The organism is Pseudomonas cedrina subsp. cedrina (assembly GCF_001983175.1).
In the GTDB taxonomy this organism is placed as follows: Bacteria; Pseudomonadota; Gammaproteobacteria; order Pseudomonadales; family Pseudomonadaceae; genus Aquipseudomonas; species Aquipseudomonas cedrina.
Window position 1 is genome coordinate 514,106 of record NZ_MNPW01000001.1, and the last position, 22,848, is coordinate 536,953.

Below are 22,848 nucleotides of genomic sequence, written 5' to 3' on the forward strand. Positions count from 1 at the left end.
ACGCAAAGGCTCCGCGTTTATTCAGACAGCACGCGTTATCGTTAACGATTTTCGCGAGCAAGCTCGCTCCTACAGGTGAAGCTGCCAGAGGGCTAAGCCCCCAAGCATAGTTCTTACTTGATGGTCAGGGCTTCCAGCTTGCCGCTGTTGCCATATACATACAGCATGTTACCCACCACCAGCGGACGCGCACGCAGGCCGTCGCTGTCGATACGCTCGCGACCGACAAAGCGACCGTCTACCTGGCTCAGCAGGTGCAGGTAGCCTTCGAAGTCACCCACGGCCACGTAGCTGGAGAACACTTCCGGTGCCGACAGCTGGCGGCGAGCCAGGGAATCGTTGCTCCACAAGGCAGTGGTGGAACGCTCGTCGACACTTTCGACAGTGCCGGACGCCAGGCTTACGTAGACGCTGCCAAACCCTTGGGCGACACCGGCGTAGCTGGAAGCATCACGCTGCCAGTTAACGCGACCGCTCTGCAGGTCCAGTGCCGCCACACGGCCCTGGTAGGTAGCGACGTAGAGGGTTTCACCGGACAGCAGCAAACCGCCGTCGATGTCCACGACGCGATCCAGCTCGGAACGGCCTTGCGGGATGGCCACGCGGGTTTCCCAGGCCGGCACGCCGTTGCGGGTATCAAGGGCGACCACTTTACCGGTCGACAGGCCTGCAACGGCCAAATTGTTGGTCACAATCGGACCACTGGTACCGCGCAATGTCAGCACCGCCGGGGTGCTGTCGTACAACCAGCGCTGTTCGCCAGTGCTGGCGTCCAGGCCGATCACGCGGTCATCCTGGGTTTGTACCACGACGATATCGCCGTTGGTGGCAGGCGGTGCGAGTACTTCACTGGTCACGCGAGCGCGCCATTTCTCTTCACCGGTGCTGGAATCCAGGGCTACGACTTCGCCTTTGAGCGTGCCGAGCATCACCATGCCGTAACCCACGCCTACGGCGCCGGACACAGGCAATTCGAGATCCTTGGACCACTTCACGTCGCCGTTCATGCGGTCCATGGAGGTCACGACGCCGGTGACATCGGCGGCCACAATGTTGTCGCCGTCGATTGCCGGCACCAACATGTTGTACGTCTCGCCCTGACCGTCACCGATGGAGCGGCTCCACTGCTTTTGCAGGACCACTTCTTCCTTGAAGCTGGTCAGCTCCGCAGGCGGCAGTTCTTTTTTACTGTTGCTGCTGCAACCCGCGGCCAGAACGGCCAGAGCCAGCAATGCTGCATGTTTCCAACGGATCACGTCACGCATCCCCTTTGGCCAGGTCGTCCAGCTTGATTTGTAAGCCACCGACCGCCGCTTCATCAGACAGCGCCGCCTTGGCTTTTTGGTACGCAGCATTGGCTTCGTCGGTACGACCCAATTGGACCAACAGGTCACCCTTGAGCTCTTCGCGAGTGGCTACGAATGCCTTGTCAGCATCGCCGTCGAGCAGTTTGAGTGCTTCGTCAGCCTTGTTTTGTGCCGCCAATACTTGGGCCAGGCGCTGACGTGCGATTTCACCCAGGGTCGGGTTGGTCGGCTTGTCGGCGATGGCCTTCAGCTCTGCGGCGGCGTCGTCCAGCTTGCCGGTATCGACCGCGACTTTCGCGACGAACAGGCTACCGTATTGGGCGTAGGTGCTACCGCCGAATTCGTTCTTCAGCTTGCCGGCCAGGTCTGCAACCTGCGCGGGGTCCGGTTTGCCATCCGGCGTCAGCGTGGTTTCCAGCAATTGCTGATAAACGATCGAGGCGCCTTGGGACTGGTTGGCCTGATACTTGGTCCAGGCTTGCCAGCCGAACACCACCACTAAAGCCAGCAGACCGCCAGTAACCAAGGGCTTGCCGTTACGCTGCCACCAGTCCTTGAACTCGGCCAGTTGATCATCATCAGAACTCGACACCCCAGTACTCCTTAATCGCTAAATTCGGCTGTTCGACAGCTTCAACCCTGCACGACGCAGGTGGCCAAGTGCGCAGCGAGCGCATCAAAGGCAATGTTCTGTTGCTCGCCCTGGCCACGCAGGGGTTTGAAACCTATCACTTGCTGGGCCAGCTCGTCATCGCCGAGGATCAGCGCATACAGCGCGCCGCTCTTGTCGGCCTTCTTGAACTGGCTCTTGAAGCTGCCGGCGCCGGCGTTGACCTGCAGGCGCAGGTTCGGCAGTTGGTCACGCACTTTTTCGCTCAAGGCCAGGGCTGCCAGTTCGGCCGCCTCGCCAAAGGCGCAAAGGTACACGTCCACCTGACGGGAAATTTCTTCAGGGACCTGCTCCAGGGTCTCAAGCAGCAGGATCAACCGCTCGATACCCATGGCGAAACCTACGCCGGTCGTCGGCTTGCCGCCCATCTGCTCCACCAGGCCGTCGTAGCGCCCACCGGCACACACGGTGCCCTGGGCGCCGAGCTTGTCGGTGACCCACTCGAACACGGTCTTGCTGTAGTAGTCGAGGCCGCGCACCAGCTTTGGATTGATGACGTAGGGAATACCGGCCGCATCCAGGCGAGCCTTGAGGCCCTCGAAGTGCGTGCGGGATTCGTCGTCCAGGTAGTCGGCCATTTTCGGCGCGTCGACCAGTACCGCCTGAGTGTCGGCATTCTTGGTATCAAGCACGCGCAGCGGATTGGTCTTCAGGCGGCGCTGACTGTCTTCGTCCAGCTTGTCCAGGTGGGCAGACAGGTACTCGACCAGCGCGACCCGGTAGCGGCCACGGGACTCACTGGTGCCCAGGCTGTTGAGCTCGAGCTTGACCGCGTCGCGGATGCCCAACTGGCCCCACAGGCGCCAGGTCAGCACGATCAGCTCGGCGTCGATGTCCGGACCGTCCAGGTTGAAGACTTCGCAACCGATCTGGTGGAATTGGCGATAACGGCCTTTCTGCGGACGCTCGTGGCGGAACATCGGGCCGATGTACCACAGTTTCTGGGTTTGGCCGCCACCTGTGATGCCATGCTCCAGTACAGCGCGAACGCATGCGGCGGTGCCTTCCGGACGCAGGGTCAGGGAGTCGCCGTTGCGGTCTTCAAAGGTGTACATCTCTTTTTCGACGATGTCGGTCACTTCACCGATGGAGCGCTTGAACAGCTCGGTGAACTCGACGATCGGCATGCGGATCTGCTTGTAACCGTAGTTATCCAGCAGGCGCGCGACCGTGCTTTCGAAGTAGCGCCACAGTGGCGTCTGCTCCGGCAGAATGTCGTTCATGCCGCGAATGGCTTGCAGAGACTTGCTCACATCAAATCCTTAAATTCGTTCTTAGCCGCGCGCGATCAGCGCTGCGTCAGCCGCAACCTTTTCGGCCGCTTTCTGGCGGATCAGTTTTTCGAGCTGATCCACCAGATTGTCATTCGTTAACTTCTGCGCCGGCTTGCCGTCGATGTAGATCAGGTTCGGCGTACCGCCTGTCAGGCCCACATGGGCCTCCTTGGCTTCACCCGGCCCGTTCACCACGCAACCGATCACTGCAACGTCCAGCGGCACCAGCAGGTCTTCGAGGCGCAATTCCAGGTCGTTCATGGTTTTCACCACGTCGAAGTTCTGCCGCGAGCAGCTCGGGCAGGCAATGAAATTGATACCGCGGGAACGCAAACGCAGGGATTTGAGAATGTCGTAGCCGACTTTCACTTCCTCAACCGGGTCTGCCGCCAGGGAGATGCGGATAGTATCGCCAATCCCTTCGGCGAGCAGCATACCGAGACCCACCGCAGATTTCACTGTGCCTGAGCGTAAACCGCCGGCTTCAGTGATACCCAGGTGCAACGGCTGCACGATTTCCTTGGCCAGCAGGCGGTAGGCTTCTACCGCCATGAACACATCGGAGGCCTTTACGCTGACCTTGAAGTCCTGGAAATTCAGGCGTTCCAGGTGCTCGACGTGGCGCAGCGCCGATTCAACCAACGCCGCGGGAGTAGGCTCGCCGTATTTCTTTTGCAGGTCTTTTTCCAGGGAACCGGCGTTGACGCCGATGCGGATTGGAATGCCATGATCACGGGCCGCGTCCACCACCGCGCGCACACGGTCTTCGCGGCCGATGTTGCCTGGGTTGATGCGCAGGCAGTCCACACCCAGCTCGGCCACGCGCAACGCGATCTTGTAGTCGAAGTGAATGTCGGCAACCAACGGCACCTTGACCAGTTGTTTGATGCGACCGAAGGCTTCGGCCGCGTCCATGTCCGGCACCGACACGCGCACGATGTCCACGCCTGCCGCTTCCAGACGGTTGATCTGGGCAACGGTGGCGGCGACGTCGTTGGTGTCGCTGTTGGTCATGCTCTGCACCGCGATGGGGGCATCGCCACCCACCGGCACCGAGCCGACCCAGATCTTGCGCGATACGCGACGTTTGATTGGAGATTCGCCGTGCATGACTATTGTCCCAACTTGATTCGAGCGGTCTCGCCGCTGGTGAACGGCGCCACGTCCACAGGCTGGCCGTTATAGGCCACTTGCGCGCCACGGGCAAAGCCCAGACGCAGCGTCAAAGGAGGCTTGCCGCCCTGCTCAAGCGTATCTCCCTTACGCTTCAGACCGCTGAACAGCACTTTGCCGTTGCCGTCGGTGAGTTGCATCCAGCAATCAGCGACGAAGGTGATCTGTACGCGGCCGTCACCGGCGATCAACGCTGGGGTGGTCGGCGGCGAAATCGCGGGGGCGGCTGGCGTGGCTGCCGCTGGCGCCTGCGCTGGAGCGGCCGGTACGTGGGCCTGGGCGGCTGGAGTGTGGGCCGGCGCAGCTGGCGCGGCGGGAGCCGGAACTGCAGCGGCCGAGGCGGGTGCGGTCTCCGGTGCCGGCTGCTCGCTGGCGACCGGCGCTTCAGGCGCGGCCTGGCTTTCGGCGACCGCCTGGTCTTCCGGCTCGTCCAGCGGATGAATCTGGGTGGTGCCGTCGGCGCTTTCGACCTCGACGTGCTCCATGGCGTTGCTGGTCATGTCCTTGGTGCGCTGGGACGCCTGGTCCTGCCACCAGACGAAACCGCCACCGATCACGGCGATCAGCAGCAACAGGCTGACGATTCGCAAAATGGTGTGGGAAACCCGCGTTGGCTCTTCAATGCGACCCAGGCCATGCACATTGCTGCCTTGGGAGTCGGTGCCGGTGAACTGGTCGAACTGCTGGACCAGGATGGCCTGATCGATACCCAGCAATTTGGCGTAGGCGCGGATATAGCCGCGGGCGAAGGTGTGCCCAGGCAGCTTATCGAACGCGCCGGCTTCCAGGTTGCCCAGGGAAGTGGTGGTCAAATTGAGCTTGAGGGCCACTTCCGCCAGCGACCAACCATTGCTTTCGCGGGCCTGACGCAAGGTGTCGCCTGGGTTTACGCGATTAGCTGCTACAACTTCCGGGTGCGCCGCTTTCATCATTGCTCCGACAGGTATTGCTGATATTCCGGCGTACCGGGATAGAGTCGTTCGAGTTGCTGGCCAAAACGTGCGGCCGTGTCGCGTTCTTCATGAACCGTCGCCAGGCGCACACCGAGCAATAGACTACGTGCATTTTGCCCACTGAGCAGGCTAAAACGCTCGTAATAGTCACGTGCCGGCACATAATGCCTGTCTTCGTAGGACAACTCAGCCATTTCGAGCAATGCCCGAGGCTGGCGACCGTTCAAATGCAGGGCTTTTTCCAGCTGCTGGCGGGCACTGTCGCGCTGGCCCAGATGGATCGAGGTCACCCCAAGGTTCTCGAACACCCGCGAACGCTCAGGGTAGAGGGTATCGGCGCTGGCCTGCTGGAAATATAGGGCGGCCTGGTCATAGCGTTTGTGCGCGAACAGGAAGCTGCCGTAGTTGTTCAGCAGCCGCGGGTCGCCAGGGCTTGCGGCCAGGGCCTTGAGAAAATACTGCTCGGCCAGTTCAGGCTCGGCCTGGGCCTGGAACACCAGGGCCAGTGCGCCATTGGCGTCGGCATCGTCGCCGTCCAGCTCAAGGGCTTTCTTCAACGGCACCTTGGCCTGCTCGCTCATGCCTTGCTGCAGGTAACCCAAACCGAGTTGCACATAGGCAACGCGCGCCTCTTCACGGCCTTTACCGGTGTGCAACGGGCTGTCATGGCCCGATGAAACACAACCGGCCGCGAGACCGGTAACAAGCAAAAGCAGCGCAAGGCGCAAGGGCATAGAGGTCCTCTCTCAGATTCGATTTACAGCAATCAGCGGCAAATCGTCGGCGGCGTTCAGTTCGCGCCCGGCGATATAACGCTCGCTGCGGCGGGTGCGGTCCATCACCTGCCCTACCAATTGGCCACAGGCGGCGTCGATGTCTTCACCACGGGTGGTGCGCACGGTGACGTTGTAGCCGGCCTGGTGCAGTTGATCCTGGAAACGGCGAATGGCGTTGTTGCTCGGCCGCTCGTAGCCAGAATGCGGAAACGGGTTGAACGGAATCAGGTTGATCTTGCACGGGGTGTTCTTGAGCAACTCGATCATCTCGACCGCATGCTCGACCTTGTCGTTGACGTCCTTGAGCATGGTGTACTCAATGGTCAAGACACGCTTCTCGCCCAAGGTCGCCATATAACGCTGGCAAGACTCGAGCAGCATCTTAAGCGGATACTTCTTGTTGATCGGCACCAATTGGTTACGCAATGCGTCATTCGGTGCGTGCAGCGACAAGGCCAGCGAGACGTCGATGTGCTTGGCCAGCTCATCGATCATCGGTACCACGCCGGAGGTCGACAGGGTGACACGGCGCTTGGAAATGCCGTAGCCCAGGTCGTCCATCATCAGGTGCATGGCCGCAATGACGTTGTCGAAGTTCAGCAGCGGCTCACCCATGCCCATCATCACCACGTTGGTGATGGCACGGTCGACGGTCGCCGGGACGCTGCCAAAGGATTTGTTGGCAATCCACACCTGGCCGATCACTTCGGCGGCGGTGAGGTTGCTATTGAAGCCTTGCTTGCCGGTGGAGCAGAAACTGCAGTCCAGGGCACAGCCTGCCTGGGACGAAACGCACAAAGTGCCGCGCTTGCCCTGGGGAATGTAGACGGTCTCGACGCAGCTGCCGGACGCCACGCGCACCACCCATTTGCGGGTGCCGTCGGTGGAGATGTCCTCGCTGACCACTTCGGGACCACGAACCTCGGCAATGGCCTTGAGCTTGTCGCGCAGGGCCTTGCTGACGTTCGTCATGGCGTCGAAATCGTCGACGCCAAAGTGGTGAATCCATTTCATTACCTGACCGGCACGGAAACGCTTCTCCCCGATTGAGTCGAAGAATTTCTCCATTTCCGGCTGAGTCAGCCCCAGCAGGTTGGTTTTTACAGTCGATGTCGTCATGGATTCACCCTCACTCTTTAAGCCGATGCTTAGCGAGCGGTTACTTCAGTAGCAGCGAAAAAGTACGAGATTTCGCGGGCAGCAGCGGCTTCGGAGTCCGAACCGTGTACAGCGTTGGCATCGATGGACTCGGCGAAGTCAGCACGGATGGTGCCGGCAGCGGCTTCTTTAGGGTTGGTAGCGCCCATCAGCTCGCGGTTCAGCGCGATCGCGTTTTCGCCTTCCAGTACCTGAACAACAACCGGACCGGAGATCATGAAGGCAACCAGGTCGCCGAAGAAACCACGAGCGCTGTGCTCAGCGTAAAAGCCTTCAGCTTCAGCCTTGGACAGTTGCTTGAGTTTCGAAGCTACAACCTTCAGGCCGGCTTTTTCGAAACGGGTGGTGATCTCGCCGATGACGTTTTTTGCAACAGCGTCAGGCTTGATGATGGAGAAAGTACGTTGAACAGCCATGGTGTAACTCCAGAAACGGTAATTTACGAAAAATTAAACCCGCGAATTATACGCGGGTTATCGGGTAATGCCTAACTGCGTAAAGGCGGCTCAGTCTGCTTCTTCGATCCACAGGCCCTGAATCGCCTCCAGAACCTTCTCGCCACCCCGGTCAGGAATGTCGTCGAAGTCCGGCAGCTCCATGACGAGGTTGCGCAGCTTGACGAAGTTCACCGTAAGAGGATTGACCTCAGGATGAGCCTCTGCAAGTTGTATAGCGATTTCTTGTACATCAACCCATTTCAGGCTCATGACAGTTCCTTGAATCAATGCGGCGCTTCGGCTGCATGGTTGAGCGAATATTTCGGAATTTCGACGGTGATGTCTTCCGTCCCGACCTTTGCCTGACAGCTTAGACGCGAAGTCGCTTCCAGGCCCCAGGCGCGGTCGAGGAAGTCTTCTTCCAGCTCATCAGCCTCTTCCAGGCTGTTGAAGCCCTCGCGAATAATGCAGTGGCACGTGGTGCAAGCGCACACACCGCCGCAGGCGCTTTCAATTTCGATGTGGTTGTCGTGGGCCACTTCCAGGATGGACTTGCCGGTCTCAGCCTCCACGACCATACCGTCCGGGCAATGCTCGGCGTGTGGCAGAAAAATGATCTGCGGCATCAGTTAATCCTCAAGTTCATTCAGGTTGCGTCCCGCCAGGGCGGCTTTTACCGACTGGTCCATACGACGGGCGGCAAAGGCATCGGTCACTTGCGACAGACGCTTGGTCTGCTGCTCGATGGCGTAACCATCGGTGCCTTTCATCAATTCGGCCAGTTCCTGCATCTGCAGGTCGATGACCATGCGCTCTTCGGCATCGAGCAAACGCTCGCCGTCAGCCTCAAGGGCGCCCTGCACCGCTTCGAGCAGGCGCTGGGCATCCACTTGCTGCTCGCGCAGCACGCGGGCGACCTTGTCGTCGCCGGCGTATTGGAACGAGTCCTTGAGCATCTTGGCAATTTCGCCGTCGGTGAGGCCGTAGGACGGCTTAACCTGGATGCTGGCTTCAACGCCGGAGGCCAGCTCGCGCGCAGCGACGCTGAGCAAACCATCGGCATCGACCTGGAAGGTCACGCGGATCTTCGCCGCACCAGCCACCATCGCCGGGATACCGCGCAGTTCAAAGCGCGCCAGGGAGCGGCAGTCGCTGATCAGCTCGCGCTCGCCTTGCAGAACATGAATCATCATGGCCGTCTGGCCATCTTTGTAGGTTGTGAAGTCCTGGGCGCGGGCGACGGGGATGGTGGTGTTGCGCGGAATCACCTTCTCCATCAGGCCGCCCATGGTTTCCAGCCCCAGGGACAGCGGAATCACATCCAGCAGCAACAGTTCGCCGCCATCGCGCTTGTTGCCGGCCAGGGTATCGGCCTGGATCGCAGCGCCGATGGCGACGACCTGGTCCGGGTCGATTTCGGTCAGCGGCTGGCGGCCAAAGGCTTCGGCGACGGCGTCACGCACGCGCGGAACGCGGGTGGAACCGCCGACCATGACCACGGCGCCGACGTCTTCCAGCTCGATACCGGAATCACGCACGGCGCGGCGGCAGGCCTTGAGGCTGCGGGCGACCATGGGTTCGATCAACGCGTCAAAGGCTTCGCGCGTCAGTTGGGCCGACCAGCTACCGTAGGAAACTTCTACACTGGCGACGTCCGTCAGCGCTTCCTTGGCGGCGCATGCAGTTTGCAGCAGGTTGCGCTGCGCGCCCGGGTCCAGGTCGGCGGACAAGCCGGCGCTGCTGATGATCCAGCTCGCGATGGCATGGTCAAAGTCATCACCGCCCAGGGCGCTGTCGCCGCCGGTGGCCAACACTTCGAAGACGCCGCCGGTCAGGCGCAGGATCGAAATGTCAAAGGTGCCGCCGCCCAGGTCATAAATGGCGACCAAGCCTTCGGCATGCTGGTCCAGACCGTAAGCCACCGCAGCCGCGGTCGGCTCGTTGAGCAGGCGCAGCACGTTCAGGCCGGCGAGTTTTGCCGCATCCTTGGTGGCTTGGCGCTGCGCGTCATCGAAATACGCCGGAACGGTGATCACCGCCCCCACCAGTTCGCCGCCCAGGGTGGTTTCCGCGCGCTGGCGCAGCACCTTGAGGATATCGGCCGACACTTCCACCGGGCTTTTCGGGCCCTGGACGGTGTCGATGAACGGCATATGGGATTCGCCACCGACAAAGCGGTAAGGCAGCTGGTCGCCCAGTTGCTTGACGTCGGACAGACCACGACCCATCAAGCGCTTGACCGACAGCACGGTGTTGAGGGGATCGGTCGACGCCGCCAGCTTGGCCGACTCACCGACTTCGGTGCGGTCAGCGTGATAGCGCACGGCGGACGGCAGGATCACCTGGCCGTTGGCGTCGGGCAGCGGCTCGGACAGGCCGCTGCGCACGGCGGCAACCAGGGAATTGGTGGTGCCCAAGTCAATCCCGACCGCCAGGCGACGCTGGTGCGGTTGAGGGCTTTGGCCGGGTTCGGCGATTTGCAGTAGAGCCATGGTAATCAGGTCTTATCTGTCTATCAGGCGTGCATCACGGGCAGCACACTGGGTTAATCGTCGAGGCGCTCTTCTAGCTGGCGCACTTCGTAGGTGAGCTTGTCGAGAAACTGCATTCGCCGCATCAGGCGTTCGGCCTGTTCGCGTTGCGCTGCATCATCCCAACAGGCTGCGAAGCTTTCGTTGAGCTCATCCTGGGCCGCTTTCAGACGACGCTTGAAGACCGCGACGCCGGCCACATCGGCCTGGTCCTGCAAGTCTTCGAGTTCTTCGCGCCATTGCATCTGCTGCATCAGGAAGTCCGGGTCATGCACGGTGACTTCCATCGGCAACTCGCCGCCCTTCATCGCCAGCAAATAACGCGCGCGTTTCGGGGGGCTTTTGAGCGTCTGATAGGCTTCGTTGAGGCTGGCCGATTGCTCCAGCGCCAAGCGTTGCTCACGCTCGGAAGCGTCAGCGAAGCGGTCCGGATGCACACCACGCGCCAATTCTCGATAGCGCGTGGCAAGCTGCTCGAGGTCCAGGCGAAAGCTCGGCTGCAGCTCGAATAAAGCGAAATGACAAGGAGTGCCCACGAGAAGCCTCAGATGTTGAAGCTTTCGCCGCAGCCACATTCACCGCGTACGTTGGGGTTGTTGAACTTGAAGCCTTCGTTCAACCCTTCCTTGACGAAATCGAGTTCGGTGCCGTCCAGGTAGGTCAGGCTTTTCGGGTCGATGATCACTTTTTCGCCGTGACTTTCGAACACCTGATCCTCTTCAACCACCTCGTCGACAAACTCCAGCACGTAGGCAAGGCCGGAACAGCCCGTGGTGCGAACACCCAGACGAATCCCCTCACCTTTACCGCGCCCATTCAGGGAGCGGCGAATGTGCTGCGCTGCCGCTTCTGTCATGCTGATAGCCATCGTTGACTCCTTACTCGTCGCCAAATACTTAGATCAAGCCTTTCTTCTGCTTGTAGTCGCGAACGGCCGCCTTGATGGCGTCTTCCGCGAGTACCGAGCAGTGGATTTTCACTGGCGGCAAGGCCAGTTCTTCGGCCAGCTGGGTGTTGCTGATGGTGACAGCCTCATCCAGGGTCTTGCCTTTCATCCATTCGGTCGCCAGGGAGCTGGAGGCGATGGCCGAACCGCAGCCGTAGGTTTTGAACTTGGCGTCTTCGATAACGCCAGCGTCGTTGACCTTGATCTGCAGGCGCATCACATCGCCGCACGCCGGAGCGCCGACCATGCCGGTGCCGACATCAGGATCTTCCGCGTTCATCTTGCCGACGTTGCGCGGGTTTTCGTAGTGGTCGATGACCTTTTCGCTGTAAGCCATGGTATTGAATCCTCACTCATCAGGGCCGCTCTGGAACCCTGTAGAAACGCCTGCGTTTTCCGCCACGTTCCTACAGAGCTGGGGTGGCGGCTTCTATAGTTAGTGTGCCGCCCACTCGATCTTGGAAATATCAACGCCGTCTTTGTACATATCCCACAGGGGCGACAGGACGCGCAGCTTGTTGACGGCTTCGCAGACCTTCTGCGCGGCGTAGTCGACTTGCTCTTCGGTGGTGAAGCGGCCGAATGTAAAGCGGATCGAGCTGTGTGCCAGTTCGTCGTTGCGGCCCAGGGCGCGCAATACGTACGAAGGTTCAAGGGAGGCCGAGGTGCAGGCCGAACCGGACGAAACCGCCAGGTCCTTGAGCGCCATGATCAGCGACTCGCCTTCGACGTAGTTGAAGCTCAAATTCAGGTTGTGCGGTACACGGGCGGTCATGCTGCCGTTGATGTACAGCTCTTCAAGATTTTCGACTTGCTTGTAGAAGCGGTCGCTCAAAGCCTTGATGCGCACGTTTTCGGCAGCCATGTCTTCCTTGGCTACACGGAAGGCTTCGCCCATGCCGACGATCTGGTGGGTTGCCAGGGTGCCCGAACGCATGCCGCGCTCGTGACCGCCGCCGTGCATGGTGGCTTCGATACGTACGCGCGGCTTGCGGCTTACGTAGAGGGCGCCGATGCCTTTAGGGCCGTAGGTCTTGTGGGCGGAGAACGACATCAGGTCGACTTTCAGCTTGGACAGGTCGATCTCGACCTTGCCAGTGGACTGAGCGGCGTCGACGTGCAGCAGAATGCCCTTGGAGCGGGTCAGTTCGCCAATCGCTTCGATGTCGTTGATGGTGCCGATTTCGTTGTTCACGTGGATCACGGAAACCAGGATGGTGTCTTCACGCAGCGCGGCTTCGATCATGGCCGGCGTGACGATACCGTCGGTGGTCGGCTCGAGGTAGGTGACCTCAAACCCTTCACGCTCCAGTTGGCGCATGGTGTCGAGGACAGCCTTGTGCTCAATCTTGGTGGTGATCAGGTGTTTGCCTTTGGTCGCATAGAAGTGCGCCGCACCCTTGATCGCCAGGTTGTCGGACTCGGTGGCACCGGAGGTCCAGACGATTTCCCGCGGGTCGGCGCCCACCAGGTCGGCGACCTGGCGACGTGCGTTCTCGACCGCTTCCTCGGCTTTCCAGCCGAATACGTGGGAACGGGAGGCCGGGTTGCCGAAGTTTCCGTCAACCAGCAGGCATTCGCTCATTTTTTGCGCGACACGCGGATCAACCGGGGTGGTCGCAGAGTAATCAAGGTAAATCGGCAATTTCATGGACTTTCTCCTAAATCAGGCTGGCTGGCGCGCCGTTAGCTCTGCGGCTGTCACTCGACGGCGGACGCTTCGATCTTGTCCAGACGCGGCGCCTTGGTGTTGCAACGGCGCTGGTCCTGACGCTGGGCTACTTCTTGCACCTCACGGCGAGTCACAAGATCAGCCAAGCTGATACCACTCAAAAACTCATGGATCTGCAGGCTCAAGTCACACCACAAGTGGTGCGTGAGGCAGGTGTCGCCGGCGTGGCAGTCACCCAGGCCCTGGCACTTGGTGGCATCGACGGATTCGTTGACCGCGTCGATCACCTGGGCTACCTGGATGCCCTGCATATCGCGGGACAGTTGATAGCCGCCACCTGGGCCTCTCACGCTGGAAACCAGATTGCTGCGGCGCAATTTGGCGAACAGCTGCTCGAGGTAAGACAGGGAAATGCCTTGGCGCTCGGAGATATCGGCCAGGGACACCGGCCCAGTTTGCGCGTGCAAGGCCAGATCGAGCATGGCAGTCACCGCGTATCGGCCTTTTGTAGTCAGTCTCATGGACAAGTACCAAGGTGTTTCAGAATGGAGGCAAGTATGCGATTCCCGAGTATTTAAGTCAACTATAAGACCTAGTACTTTAGTCAGGATTACCCGTAAAAAGGGCGCGCGAATCATAGCAGGGTGGGGTGGGGACGAACAGCGGGAAGAGGGCCACGCGAGGGCAGCAAGATCAACGAGGTCAAATGTGGGAGCTGGCTTGCCTGCGATAGCGGTAGATCAGCAACATCTATGGTGGCTGGCATACCGTCATCGCAGGCAAGCCAGCTCCCACAGGAAATCACATCAAACTTCAGAACTAGCTGGCCTTGGTGGCAGCTTCGTCCTTGATCTCGGCGAAGTCTTCTTCACGCAACTCAGGCAGCTCTTTCGCACAGTACGGACTACCCAAATCCTTCAGCGCGCCGCACATGCCGTCCAGCTTGCCGTCCACCGCCTGCAGGTGGTCGAGCAACTGGCCAATAGCGCGTGCGACTGGGTCGGGCATGTCTTCGCTGACGCCATAGGCATCGAAACCGATCTTCTCGGCCATGGCTTTGCGCTTGGCTTCCTGCTCGTCGCCGACTTCCGGCTTGACGATGATCCGCCCCGGGATCCCCACCACCGTCGCGCCCGGCGGCACTGCCTTGGTCACCACGGCGTTGGAGCCGACCTTGGCGCCGGCGCCGACCGTGAACGGGCCCAGCACCTTGGCGCCCGCCCCCACCACCACGCCATCGCCCAAGGTTGGGTGACGCTTGCCTTTGTTCCAACTGGTGCCACCCAGGGTCACGCCCTGGTACAAGGTCACGTCATCGCCGATCTCGGCGGTCTCGCCGATCACGATGCCCATGCCATGGTCGATGAAGAAACGACGCCCCACCTTGGCACCCGGGTGAATCTCGATACCGGTCAACCAGCGACCGAAGTTCGACACCACGCGCGCCAACCACTTCCAGCCCATGCCCCACAACGCGCCGGATAGCCGGTGAATCCAGATCGCATGCATGCCCGGGTAGCAGGTCAGCACTTCAAAGGCGTTGCGCGCCGCCGGATCACGGTGGAAAACACTTTGGATATCTTCTCGCAAACGCTCGAACATTTTTAATCCTTCCGCTTAAGCAGCTCGCCACGGGCCGCTTTCTGGGTCTCCGTGAGGATGCCACGCAATATATTCATTTCTGCCCGGCTGACCGAGCTGCGTCCGTAAAGGCGGCGCAGGCGCGCCATCAAGTGCCGTGGTTTTTCAGGATCGAGGAATTCGATGGCCACCAGGGTTTGTTCCAGGTGCTCATAGAACCGCTCCAGCTCGTCCATCGTGGCCAGCTCACCACTTTTGGTCGACGCGACTTCATCCTTCTCCATCTTGCTCGGCTGGCCTTCGGCGGCCAGCCAGGCCATGCGCACTTCGTAGGTCAGCACCTGCACCGCTGCCCCGAGGTTCAGCGAGCTGAACTCAGGGTCTGATGGAATGTGCACGTGATAATGACATCGCTGCAGCTCGTCGTTGGTCAGACCGGAATCCTCACGACCGAACACCAGGGCGATTTCAGCACCACCGGCGGCCTCTTCCACCACTTTAGTGCCGCACTCGCGCGGATCCAGCAACGGCCATGGAATGCGGCGATCACGGGCGCTGGTGCCCAGCACCAGGTTACAGCCGACCAAGGCGTCTTCCAGGGTGGCGACGACCCGGGCTTTTTCCAGGAGGTCATTGGCGCCGGACGCGCGGGCGTCGGCCTCATGGTGCGGGAACAGGCGCGGCTCGACCAGCACCAGGCGCGTCAGCCCCATGTTTTTCATGGCACGCGCCACCCCGCCGATATTACCGGGGTGGCTGGTATTGACCAGGACGACACGAATGTTTTGCAGCAAGGGAGGCGCTCTCGGACACGGGAAAGGGGAGCAAATCTTACAGAACAGCCCAAGGTTATGCCATGAAAGCTAACGTCGTCCTTCACCTGAAGAAAGTTTCTGCTAAACTGCTCGGCTTTCTTTAACAACCTTAGGTGACCTATCCATGCAGCCCATGCTGAATATCGCGCTGCGCGCCGCCCGCAGCGCCAGTGAATTGATCTTCCGCTCCATCGAGCGCCTGGATACCATCAAGGTCGACGAAAAAGACGCCAAGGATTATGTATCCGAGGTGGATCGCGCCGCCGAACAGAAAATCATCGACGCTCTGCGCAAGGCCTACCCTACCCACGGCATCCTCGGCGAAGAAACCGGCCTGCACAAAGGCAGCGGCGAAGGCGAAGACTACCTGTGGATCATCGACCCACTGGACGGCACCACCAACTTCCTGCGTGGCATCCCGCACTTTGCCGTGAGCATCGCGTGCAAATACCGTGGCCGCCTGGAACACGCCGTCGTGCTCGACCCGGTTCGCCAGGAAGAATTCACCGCCAGCCGTGGCCGTGGCGCCCAGCTCAATGGCCGTCGTTTGCGCGTGAGCGGCCGCACCAGCCTGGACGGCGCCCTGCTGGGCACCGGCTTCCCGTTCCGTGACGACCAGATGGATAACCTGGAAAACTACCTGGGCATGTTCCGCGCCCTGGTTGGCCAGACCGCCGGCATCCGTCGCGCCGGCGCTGCGAGCCTGGACCTGGCTTATGTGGCTGCGGGTCGTTTTGATGCATTCTGGGAGTCGGGCCTGTCCGAGTGGGACATGGCTGCGGGCGCCCTGCTGATCCAGGAAGCGGGCGGCCTGGTGAGCGACTTTACCGGCGGTCATGACTTCCTTGAGAAAGGCCATGTGGTTGCCGGCAATACCAAATGCTTCAAGGCAGTATTGACGGCGATCCAGCCGCACCTGCCGGCTTCGCTGAAGCGTTAAGCGAGCGGGCACAAAAAAGTACCCCTAGGGGGTGCTTTTTTTATGCCTGGGATTTGAGCCAGGCCCATGCATCAGCAGCAACACTTAACAAATGTGGGAGGGGGCTTGCCCCCGATTGCAGTGGGTCAGCACCTTATAAGTTGACTGACCCACCACTATCGGGGGCAAGCCCCCTCCCACATTTTGAATTGCACAGTTTTTTGAATCTGTGCCTGGCCTTGGACTACTGCTGGTTCTGACCCAGGATCAGACGCCCTTCCTTGTCGACTGGAATCTGGCCGCCTGGATCACGCTCCATACGCACGGTACCTTCCTTGCCATCCAGGTTGTAACGAACGTCGTAGCCCACAACCTTGTCGCTGATGTCATTCACGGTGTTACAGCGAGTCTGGGTAGTGGTGTAGGTATCGCGGTTCTGCATACCTTCCTGAACCTTGTTACCCGCATAACCGCCACCGACCGCACCGGCGACCGTTGCCAGCTTCTTGCCGTTACCGCCACCGATCTGGTTGCCTAGCAGGCCGCCGGCCAGGGCGCCTACGACGGTACCGGCGATTTGATGCTGATCCTGCACCGGACGCTGCCGGGTCACGGTGACATCCTTGCAGACCTCACGCGGGGTTTTGATCTGGGTTTTTACCGGCTGCACCGCCAGCACTTGCGCATACTCAGGGCCGCTTTTTACCAGGCTGTAGGTGGCAACAGCGCCCCCGGCAGTCACACCGACAGCACCCAATACCGCACCAACCAGCAACGACTTGTTCACGTTGAACCTCCTGACCATCACAAGCGGACCGAAAGATCCGCGCTATACCCAGCCTTGGAGCAAAAAAAAAGGCACGAGTTCAATCTCGTGCCTTTTTTGTAACAGCAAATCAACGCCTGTCCATCAAGGACGGTCGTCGACCTCCTTGCCGGTCGCGGCGGGAGGGATCAAGTCTTCGCTGCTGAGGTTCAGCCAGATCAACACCACGTTGGCGATGTAGATCGACGAGTAGGTACCCGCCAACACGCCAATGAACAGCGCCAGGGAGAAGCCCCACAGGTTGTCGCCACCGAAGATCATCAGTGCCGCGATCGCCAGCAAGGTGGAGATCGACGTCGCCATGGTGCGCAGCAGGGTCTGGGTGGTGGAGATGTTGATGTTCTCGATCAACGTCGCCTTGCGCAGTACGCGGAAGTTCTCGCGAACCCGGTCGAATACCACGATGGTGTCGTTGAGCGAGTAACCAATGATCGCCAGCACGGCGGCCAGAACGGTCAGGTCGAAGGTGATCTGGAAGTACGCCAGGATACCCACGGTGACGATCACGTCGTGAATCAGCGACACAATGGCGCCGACCCCGAACTTCCACTGAAAGCGGAAGGCCAGGTAGATCATGATGCCGACCAGCGCCATCAGCATGCCGAGGCCGCCCTGGTCGCGCAGTTCTTCACCCACTTGCGGGCCGACGAACTCGACGCGCTTGACCGACGCAGGGTTGTCGCCGCCGACCTTCTGCAAGGCCTCGGCGACCTGATGACCCAGTTGCGGGTCTTCGCCAGGCATGCGCACCAGCAGGTCGGTGGTCGCGCCGAAGTTCTGCACCACGGCCTCGTGGTAGCCGGCCTTGACCAGCTCGTTGCGCACCAGGGTAACGTCGGCCGGCTTCTCGTAGGTCAGCTCGATGAGCGTACCGCCGGTGAAGTCCAGACCGTAGTTCAAACCCTTATGGAACCAGCTGAACAGCGCCAGAACGGTAAGGAGCACAGTGGCGCCGAACGCAATGTTGCGAACGCCCATGAAGTTGATTGTACGTAACATGGCAGCCCCTTAAATCCACAACTTCTTGAAGTCACGTCCGCCAAAGATCAGGTTGACCATTGCGCGGGTCACCATGATGGCCGTGAACATCGAGGTAAAGATACCGAGGGACATGGTCACCGCAAAACCTTTGACGGGGCCGGTGCCCATGGCAAAGAGAATCCCGCCGACCAGCAACGTGGTCAGGTTGGAGTCGAGGATCGCGGTAAATGCCCGGCCGAAGCCTTCGTTGATTGCACGTTGTACGGTCATGCCATTGGCGATCTCTTCACGAATCCGCGAGAAGATCAGCACGTTGGCGTCCACCGCCATACCCATGGTGAGGACGATACCGGCGATACCCGGCAGGGTCAGCGTAGCACCCAGCAACGACATCAACGCCAGCAGCATCACCATGTTGCCCGCCAGGGCCACGGTGGCGATGACGCCGAAGAAGCGGTAGATGGCAATGATGAACAGCGACACGAACAACATGCCCCACAGCGCCGCATCGACACCCTTGGTGATGTTGTCGGCACCCAGGCTCGGGCCGATGGTACGTTCTTCAGCGAAGTACATCGGCGCCGCCAGGCCACCGGCACGCAGCAACAGGGCCAGTTCCGAAGATTCGCCCTGGCCGTTCAGACCAGTGATGCGGAACTGCGCACCCAGCGGCGACTGAATGGTCGCCAAGCTGATGATCTTCTTCTCTTCCTTGAAGGTCTGTACCGGCACATCTTTCTCGACGCCGTTGACCATCTGCTTGGTGTAGGTGGTAACAGGGCGCTGCTCGATGAAGATCACCGCCATGCTGCGACCGACGTTGCTGCGCGTGGCGCGGCTCATCAGTTCGCCGCCGTGGCCATCCAGGCGGATGTTCACTTCAGGGGTACCGTGCTCGCCGAAACCGGCCTTGGCATCGGTCACCTGGTCACCGGTGATGATCAAGCCACGCTCGATCAAGGCAGGAGGACGGTTGCCTTCACGGAATTCAAACTCTTCGGACGTCGCGCGAGTCGCACCCGGCTCAGCCGCGAGGCGGAATTCCAGGTTGGCGGTTTTACCCAGGATACGCTTGGCTTCAGCGGTGTCCTGCACGCCCGGCAGTTCAACCACGATGCGGTTGGCGCCCTGACGCTGCACGATCGGCTCGGCCACACCCAGTTCGTTGACGCGGTTACGCACCGTGGTCAAGTTCTGCTTGATGGAGTATTCACGGATTTCCGCGATCTTGGCCGGGCTCATCGCCAGACGCAGTACAGCCTGACCGTTGAGGTCGGCCGGTACGATGTCGAAATCGTTGAAGTTCTTGCGGATCAGCGCACGGGCCTGTTCGCGGGACGCTTCATCAGAGAAGCCCAGCTGGATGGCACCGTTGAGCTGCGGCAGGCTGCGATAACGCAGCTTCTCTTTGCGCAGCAGGCTCTTCACATCGCCTTCATAGACTTTCAGGCGTGCGTCGAGGGCCTTGTCCATGTCGACTTCCAGCAGGAAGTGCACACCACCGGACAAGTCCAGACCCAGCTTCATCGGGTGCGCGCCAATGCTGCGCAACCAGGCGGGAGTGGTTTGTGCCAGGTTCAGCGCGACAACGTAGTCGTCACCCATGACCTTGCGTACAAAGTCTTTGGCCGGCAATTGGTCTTCTTGCTTGGTCAGGCGCAGCAAGCCGCCCTTCGCATCAGCCGCCAATGTTGCCGCTTTAACCTGGATACCCGCGTCAGTGAGCGCTTTGCTCGCGCGTTCCAGATCAGCCTGATTGACCTGCAGCGAAGTGCTGGCGCCCGTGATCTGGATCGCCGGGTCATCAGGATAGAGATTGGGAGCGGAATAAATAAAACCGATCGCCAGCACCGCCAGGATCAGTACGTATTTCCACAGAGGGTATTTGTTCAGCATCACGCCGCCCGCTTATAACGCGGGGCGCCTTGCGCGCCCCGTCGATTGGTAAAGGTTGTTACTTAGATCGCTTTGAGCGTGCCTTTTGGCAGCGTGGCGGCGATGGCGCCCTTCTGGAACTTCATTTCTACGGTATCGGAGACTTCCAGAACCACGAAAGCATCGGAAACCTTGGTGATCTTGCCGGCGATGCCGCCGGTGGTCACAACTTCGTCACCTTTTTGCAGGCTGCCCAGCAGGTTCTTCTGCTCTTTGGCGCGCTTGGCCTGTGGACGCCAGATCATCAGGTAGAAGATGACCAGGAAGCCGACCAGGAAAATCCACTCGAAACCACCGCCCATCGGGCCGGCAGCAGCAGGCGCAGCGGCGTCAGCCATGGCGTTAGAGATAAAAAAGCTCATTTAGCACTCCAGTTGCAAATAGTGAATCTTAGGGTCGGGAAACTCAGTCCAAGGGCGGCACAGGGAGCCCGCGCTTGGCATAGAAGGCATCGACGAAGGCGGCCAATGTACCCTGTTGAATAGCCTCGCGCAAACCAGCCATCAGGACTTGGTAATGACGCAAATTGTGGATGGTATTCAACATGCTACCCAGCATTTCCCCGCACTTGTCCAGATGGTGCAGATAAGCACGGGAGAAGTTCTGGCAGGTGTAGCAATCACAGGTAGGATCGAGCGGCGAATCATCATGGCGATGGAACGCGTTACGGATCTTCAGCACGCCTGTATCAATGAACAGATGCCCATTGCGGGCATTACGGGTTGGCATCACGCAATCGAACATGTCCACACCGCGGCGCACACCCTCTACGAGATCTTCCGGTTTGCCAACGCCCATAAGGTAACGAGGTTTGTCTGCGGGCATCAGGCCCGGCAGGTAATCCAGCACCTTGATCATCTCGTGCTTGGGCTCACCCACCGACAGACCGCCGATGGCCAGGCCATCAAAGCCGATCTTGTCGAGGCCTTCCAGCGAGCGCTTGCGCAGGCTTTCATGCATGCCGCCCTGGACGATGCCGAACAGCGCCGCCGTGTTGTCGCCATGGGCATTCTTCGAGCGCTGGGCCCAACGCAGCGACAGCTCCATGGAGATGCGCGCCACGTCTTCGTCAGCCGGGTACGGCGTGCACTCGTCAAAAATCATCACGATGTCGGAGCCCAGGTCGCGCTGCACCTGCATCGACTCTTCCGGGCCCATGAACACCTTGGAGCCGTCCACCGGCGAGGCGAAGGTCACGCCCTCCTCCTTGATCTTGCGCATGGCGCCCAGGCTGAACACCTGGAAACCACCGGAGTCGGTGAGGATCGGGCCTTGCCACTTCATGAAGTCATGCAGGTCGCCATGCTTCTTGATCACTTCCGTGCCTGGGCGCAGCCACAGGTGGAAGGTGTTGCCGAGGATGATCTCGGCGCCGGTGGCGACGATGTCACGCGGCAGCATGCCCTTGACGGTGCCGTAGGTGCCGACCGGCATGAACGCCGGGGTCTCCACGGTGCCGCGCGGGAAGGTCACGCGACCACGACGGGCCTTGCCGTCGGTGGCCAATAATTCAAACGACATACGACTCATAGTTGTTCCTCTAGGCCGCGCGGCGCCGGGTTGCGGGTGATAAACATCGCATCACCGTAGCTGAAAAAGCGGTACTCGTTGGCGATGGCCGCTTGATAAGCCGCCATGGTTTCCGGGTAACCGGCAAAGGCCGACACCAGCATCAACAGCGTGGATTCCGGCAAATGGAAATTGGTGACCAGGCAATCGACCACATGAAACGGCCGGCCCGGGAAAATAAAGATATCGGTGTCGCCACTGAACGGCTTGAGCACGCCATCGCGCGCCGCACTCTCGAGCGAGCGCACGCTGGTGGTGCCCACCGCCACCACCCGCCCGCCGCGCGCCTTGCATGCGTTAACCGCGTCGACCACGTCCTGGCTGACTTCCAGCCATTCGCTGTGCATATGGTGGTCTTCGATGTTCTCCACACGCACCGGCTGAAACGTCCCGGCCCCCACGTGCAGGGTCACATAGGCGCTTTCGACGCCCTTGGCGGCAATCGCATCCAGCAGCGGCTGGTCGAAATGCAACCCGGCCGTCGGCGCCGCCACAGCACCGAGGCGCTGGGAGTACACCGTCTGATAGCGTTCGCGGTCCGCGTCTTCGTCGGGGCGGTCTATATAAGGAGGCAACGGCATATGGCCGACGCGCTCCAGCAGCGGCAACACCTCTTCGGCAAACCTGAGCTCGAACAACGCATCATGGCGCGCGACCATCTCGGCCTCGCCACCGCCATCAATGAGGATGCTCGACCCCGGTTTCGGCGACTTGCTGGAGCGCACATGGGCCAGCACACGATGGCTGTCCAGCACCCTTTCCACCAGAATTTCCAGCTTACCGCCGGAGGCTTTCTGGCCAAAAAGCCGCGCCGGAATCACCCGGGTATTGTTGAACACCATCAAATCGCCTGGGCGCAAATGCTCAAGCAAATCAGTGAATTGACGGTGTGCGAGGGCACCGCTCGGCCCGTCCAGGGTCAGCAGTCGACTGGCGCGACGCTCGGCCAACGGGTGGCGAGCGATCAGCGAATCAGGGAGCTCAAAAGTAAAGTCAGCAACGCGCATGATGGGGTTCGTCTAGCAGGGCCGGGAAGTCTAGCGGAAATAGTCAAAATTGACCATGAAACGTGATTGACCAACGGTAATCTCATCTCTATACTTCGCCGCCATTGAGCCCTGATGGCGGAATTGGTAGACGCGGCGGATTCAAAATCCGTTTTCGAAAGAAGTGGGAGTTCGATTCTCCCTCGGGGCACCATCTTAAAAAAAGACCTTGAAATTCAAGGTCTTTTTTTTCGTCTGTAGAAAAGTGGGCGGCCGGCTGACTCACGCACACCGCCCATTACCAGCCTGAAACACAGTCCAAATGTGGGAGCTGGCTTG

General features: G+C 60.2%; 25 protein-coding genes and 1 tRNA gene. 2 read left to right on the forward strand and 24 right to left on the reverse strand.

Annotated features, from left to right (window positions below; all coding sequences use genetic code 11):
* Nucleotides 1–113: 113 nt before the first annotated feature.
* From bamB to trmJ, 18 genes are all read right to left on the reverse strand, one after another.
* On the reverse strand, nt 114–1,265 hold the full coding sequence (gene bamB, locus BLL36_RS02420; protein ID WP_076949871.1) for an outer membrane protein assembly factor BamB: 1,152 nt from the start codon (nt 1,263–1,265) through the stop codon (nt 114–116).
* Nucleotides 1,258–1,899: a YfgM family protein gene (locus BLL36_RS02425; protein ID WP_076949872.1), complete on the reverse strand. Its 642-nt coding sequence runs from the start codon at nt 1,897–1,899 to the stop codon at nt 1,258–1,260. The genes bamB and BLL36_RS02425 overlap by 8 nt, the downstream gene beginning before the upstream one ends.
* Nucleotides 1,900–1,940: 41 nt before the next feature.
* Nucleotides 1,941–3,230, reverse strand: a complete 1,290-nt coding sequence (hisS, locus tag BLL36_RS02430) for a histidine--tRNA ligase (protein WP_076949873.1) — start codon at nt 3,228–3,230, stop codon at nt 1,941–1,943.
* Nucleotides 3,231–3,251: 21 nt separating this feature from the next.
* The gene (gene ispG / locus BLL36_RS02435; RefSeq protein ID WP_076949874.1) at nt 3,252–4,361 is read right to left on the reverse strand and encodes a flavodoxin-dependent (E)-4-hydroxy-3-methylbut-2-enyl-diphosphate synthase; all 1,110 of its coding nucleotides are present in this window, start codon (nt 4,359–4,361) and stop codon (nt 3,252–3,254) included.
* Nucleotides 4,362–4,363: 2 nt separating this feature from the next.
* Nucleotides 4,364–5,353, reverse strand: coding sequence for a RodZ domain-containing protein (locus BLL36_RS02440; protein ID WP_076949875.1), 990 nt, complete (start codon nt 5,351–5,353; stop codon nt 4,364–4,366).
* Nucleotides 5,353–6,111, reverse strand: coding sequence for a type IV pilus biogenesis/stability protein PilW (gene pilW, locus BLL36_RS02445; RefSeq protein ID WP_076949876.1), 759 nt, complete (start codon nt 6,109–6,111; stop codon nt 5,353–5,355). The genes BLL36_RS02440 and pilW overlap by 1 nt, the downstream gene beginning before the upstream one ends.
* 12 nt (nt 6,112–6,123) lie before the next feature.
* The gene (gene rlmN / locus BLL36_RS02450) at nt 6,124–7,272 is read right to left on the reverse strand and encodes a 23S rRNA (adenine(2503)-C(2))-methyltransferase RlmN (protein ID WP_057723960.1); all 1,149 of its coding nucleotides are present in this window, start codon (nt 7,270–7,272) and stop codon (nt 6,124–6,126) included.
* Between the two features lie 29 nt (nt 7,273–7,301).
* Nucleotides 7,302–7,727 (reverse strand): nucleoside-diphosphate kinase, encoded by a 426-nt coding sequence (gene ndk / locus BLL36_RS02455; RefSeq protein WP_003175956.1) that lies wholly within the window; start codon nt 7,725–7,727, stop codon nt 7,302–7,304.
* A gap of 90 nt (nt 7,728–7,817) precedes the next feature.
* The gene (gene iscX, locus BLL36_RS02460) at nt 7,818–8,018 is read right to left on the reverse strand and encodes a Fe-S cluster assembly protein IscX (protein ID WP_003238461.1); all 201 of its coding nucleotides are present in this window, start codon (nt 8,016–8,018) and stop codon (nt 7,818–7,820) included.
* A 14-nt stretch (nt 8,019–8,032) separates the two neighbouring features.
* Nucleotides 8,033–8,374, reverse strand: a complete 342-nt coding sequence (gene fdx / locus BLL36_RS02465; RefSeq protein ID WP_057723961.1) for an ISC system 2Fe-2S type ferredoxin — start codon at nt 8,372–8,374, stop codon at nt 8,033–8,035.
* A gap of 3 nt (nt 8,375–8,377) precedes the next feature.
* Nucleotides 8,378–10,240, reverse strand: coding sequence for a Fe-S protein assembly chaperone HscA (hscA, locus tag BLL36_RS02470; RefSeq protein ID WP_076949877.1), 1,863 nt, complete (start codon nt 10,238–10,240; stop codon nt 8,378–8,380).
* A 53-nt stretch (nt 10,241–10,293) separates the two neighbouring features.
* Nucleotides 10,294–10,815, reverse strand: coding sequence for a co-chaperone HscB (gene hscB, locus BLL36_RS02475; RefSeq protein WP_076949878.1), 522 nt, complete (start codon nt 10,813–10,815; stop codon nt 10,294–10,296).
* Between the two features lie 8 nt (nt 10,816–10,823).
* Nucleotides 10,824–11,147: an iron-sulfur cluster assembly protein IscA gene (gene iscA, locus BLL36_RS02480; RefSeq protein WP_003209680.1), complete on the reverse strand. Its 324-nt coding sequence runs from the start codon at nt 11,145–11,147 to the stop codon at nt 10,824–10,826.
* A 28-nt stretch (nt 11,148–11,175) separates the two neighbouring features.
* Nucleotides 11,176–11,562: a Fe-S cluster assembly scaffold IscU gene (gene iscU / locus BLL36_RS02485; RefSeq protein ID WP_003175965.1), complete on the reverse strand. Its 387-nt coding sequence runs from the start codon at nt 11,560–11,562 to the stop codon at nt 11,176–11,178.
* Between the two features lie 99 nt (nt 11,563–11,661).
* Entirely contained in the window at nt 11,662–12,876 is a 1,215-nt protein-coding gene (locus BLL36_RS02490) for an IscS subfamily cysteine desulfurase (protein WP_065951249.1), read from the reverse strand.
* A 50-nt stretch (nt 12,877–12,926) separates the two neighbouring features.
* Nucleotides 12,927–13,418 (reverse strand): Fe-S cluster assembly transcriptional regulator IscR, encoded by a 492-nt coding sequence (gene iscR / locus BLL36_RS02495; protein WP_003194020.1) that lies wholly within the window; start codon nt 13,416–13,418, stop codon nt 12,927–12,929.
* Between the two features lie 298 nt (nt 13,419–13,716).
* Nucleotides 13,717–14,499, reverse strand: a complete 783-nt coding sequence (gene cysE / locus BLL36_RS02500; RefSeq protein WP_076949879.1) for a serine O-acetyltransferase — start codon at nt 14,497–14,499, stop codon at nt 13,717–13,719.
* A gap of 2 nt (nt 14,500–14,501) precedes the next feature.
* Nucleotides 14,502–15,272, reverse strand: a complete 771-nt coding sequence (gene trmJ, locus BLL36_RS02505) for a tRNA (cytosine(32)/uridine(32)-2'-O)-methyltransferase TrmJ (protein ID WP_076949880.1) — start codon at nt 15,270–15,272, stop codon at nt 14,502–14,504.
* Between the two features lie 145 nt (nt 15,273–15,417).
* Here trmJ and suhB point away from each other — a divergent pair, with 145 nt between their 5' ends.
* Nucleotides 15,418–16,233: a type III secretion system regulator SuhB gene (gene suhB, locus BLL36_RS02510; protein ID WP_003175971.1), complete on the forward strand. Its 816-nt coding sequence runs from the start codon at nt 15,418–15,420 to the stop codon at nt 16,231–16,233.
* 223 nt (nt 16,234–16,456) lie between these two features.
* Here suhB and BLL36_RS02515 read toward each other — a convergent pair whose 3' ends face one another.
* The 6 genes from BLL36_RS02515 to queA all read right to left on the reverse strand — a co-directional run bounded on the left by BLL36_RS02515 (nt 16,457) and on the right by queA (nt 22,530).
* Nucleotides 16,457–16,999, reverse strand: coding sequence for a glycine zipper 2TM domain-containing protein (locus BLL36_RS02515; RefSeq protein WP_005791197.1), 543 nt, complete (start codon nt 16,997–16,999; stop codon nt 16,457–16,459).
* 123 nt (nt 17,000–17,122) lie between these two features.
* The gene (secF, locus tag BLL36_RS02520) at nt 17,123–18,037 is read right to left on the reverse strand and encodes a protein translocase subunit SecF (protein ID WP_076949881.1); all 915 of its coding nucleotides are present in this window, start codon (nt 18,035–18,037) and stop codon (nt 17,123–17,125) included.
* 9 nt (nt 18,038–18,046) lie between these two features.
* A complete protein-coding gene (gene secD, locus BLL36_RS02525; RefSeq protein WP_076949882.1) occupies nt 18,047–19,915 on the reverse strand; it encodes a protein translocase subunit SecD in 1,869 nt (622 codons plus the stop codon).
* A 62-nt stretch (nt 19,916–19,977) separates the two neighbouring features.
* Nucleotides 19,978–20,316: a preprotein translocase subunit YajC gene (gene yajC, locus BLL36_RS02530; protein WP_003175975.1), complete on the reverse strand. Its 339-nt coding sequence runs from the start codon at nt 20,314–20,316 to the stop codon at nt 19,978–19,980.
* Nucleotides 20,317–20,359: 43 nt separating this feature from the next.
* The gene (tgt, locus tag BLL36_RS02535; RefSeq protein WP_162279259.1) at nt 20,360–21,475 is read right to left on the reverse strand and encodes a tRNA guanosine(34) transglycosylase Tgt; all 1,116 of its coding nucleotides are present in this window, start codon (nt 21,473–21,475) and stop codon (nt 20,360–20,362) included.
* A gap of 5 nt (nt 21,476–21,480) precedes the next feature.
* Nucleotides 21,481–22,530, reverse strand: coding sequence for a tRNA preQ1(34) S-adenosylmethionine ribosyltransferase-isomerase QueA (gene queA, locus BLL36_RS02540; protein ID WP_076949884.1), 1,050 nt, complete (start codon nt 22,528–22,530; stop codon nt 21,481–21,483).
* Between the two features lie 108 nt (nt 22,531–22,638).
* On the opposite strand from queA, the gene BLL36_RS02545 reads away from it, so the two are divergent.
* Nucleotides 22,639–22,723: transfer RNA gene (locus BLL36_RS02545), tRNA-Leu, on the forward strand.
* The last annotated feature ends 125 nt before the right edge of the window (nt 22,724–22,848 follow it).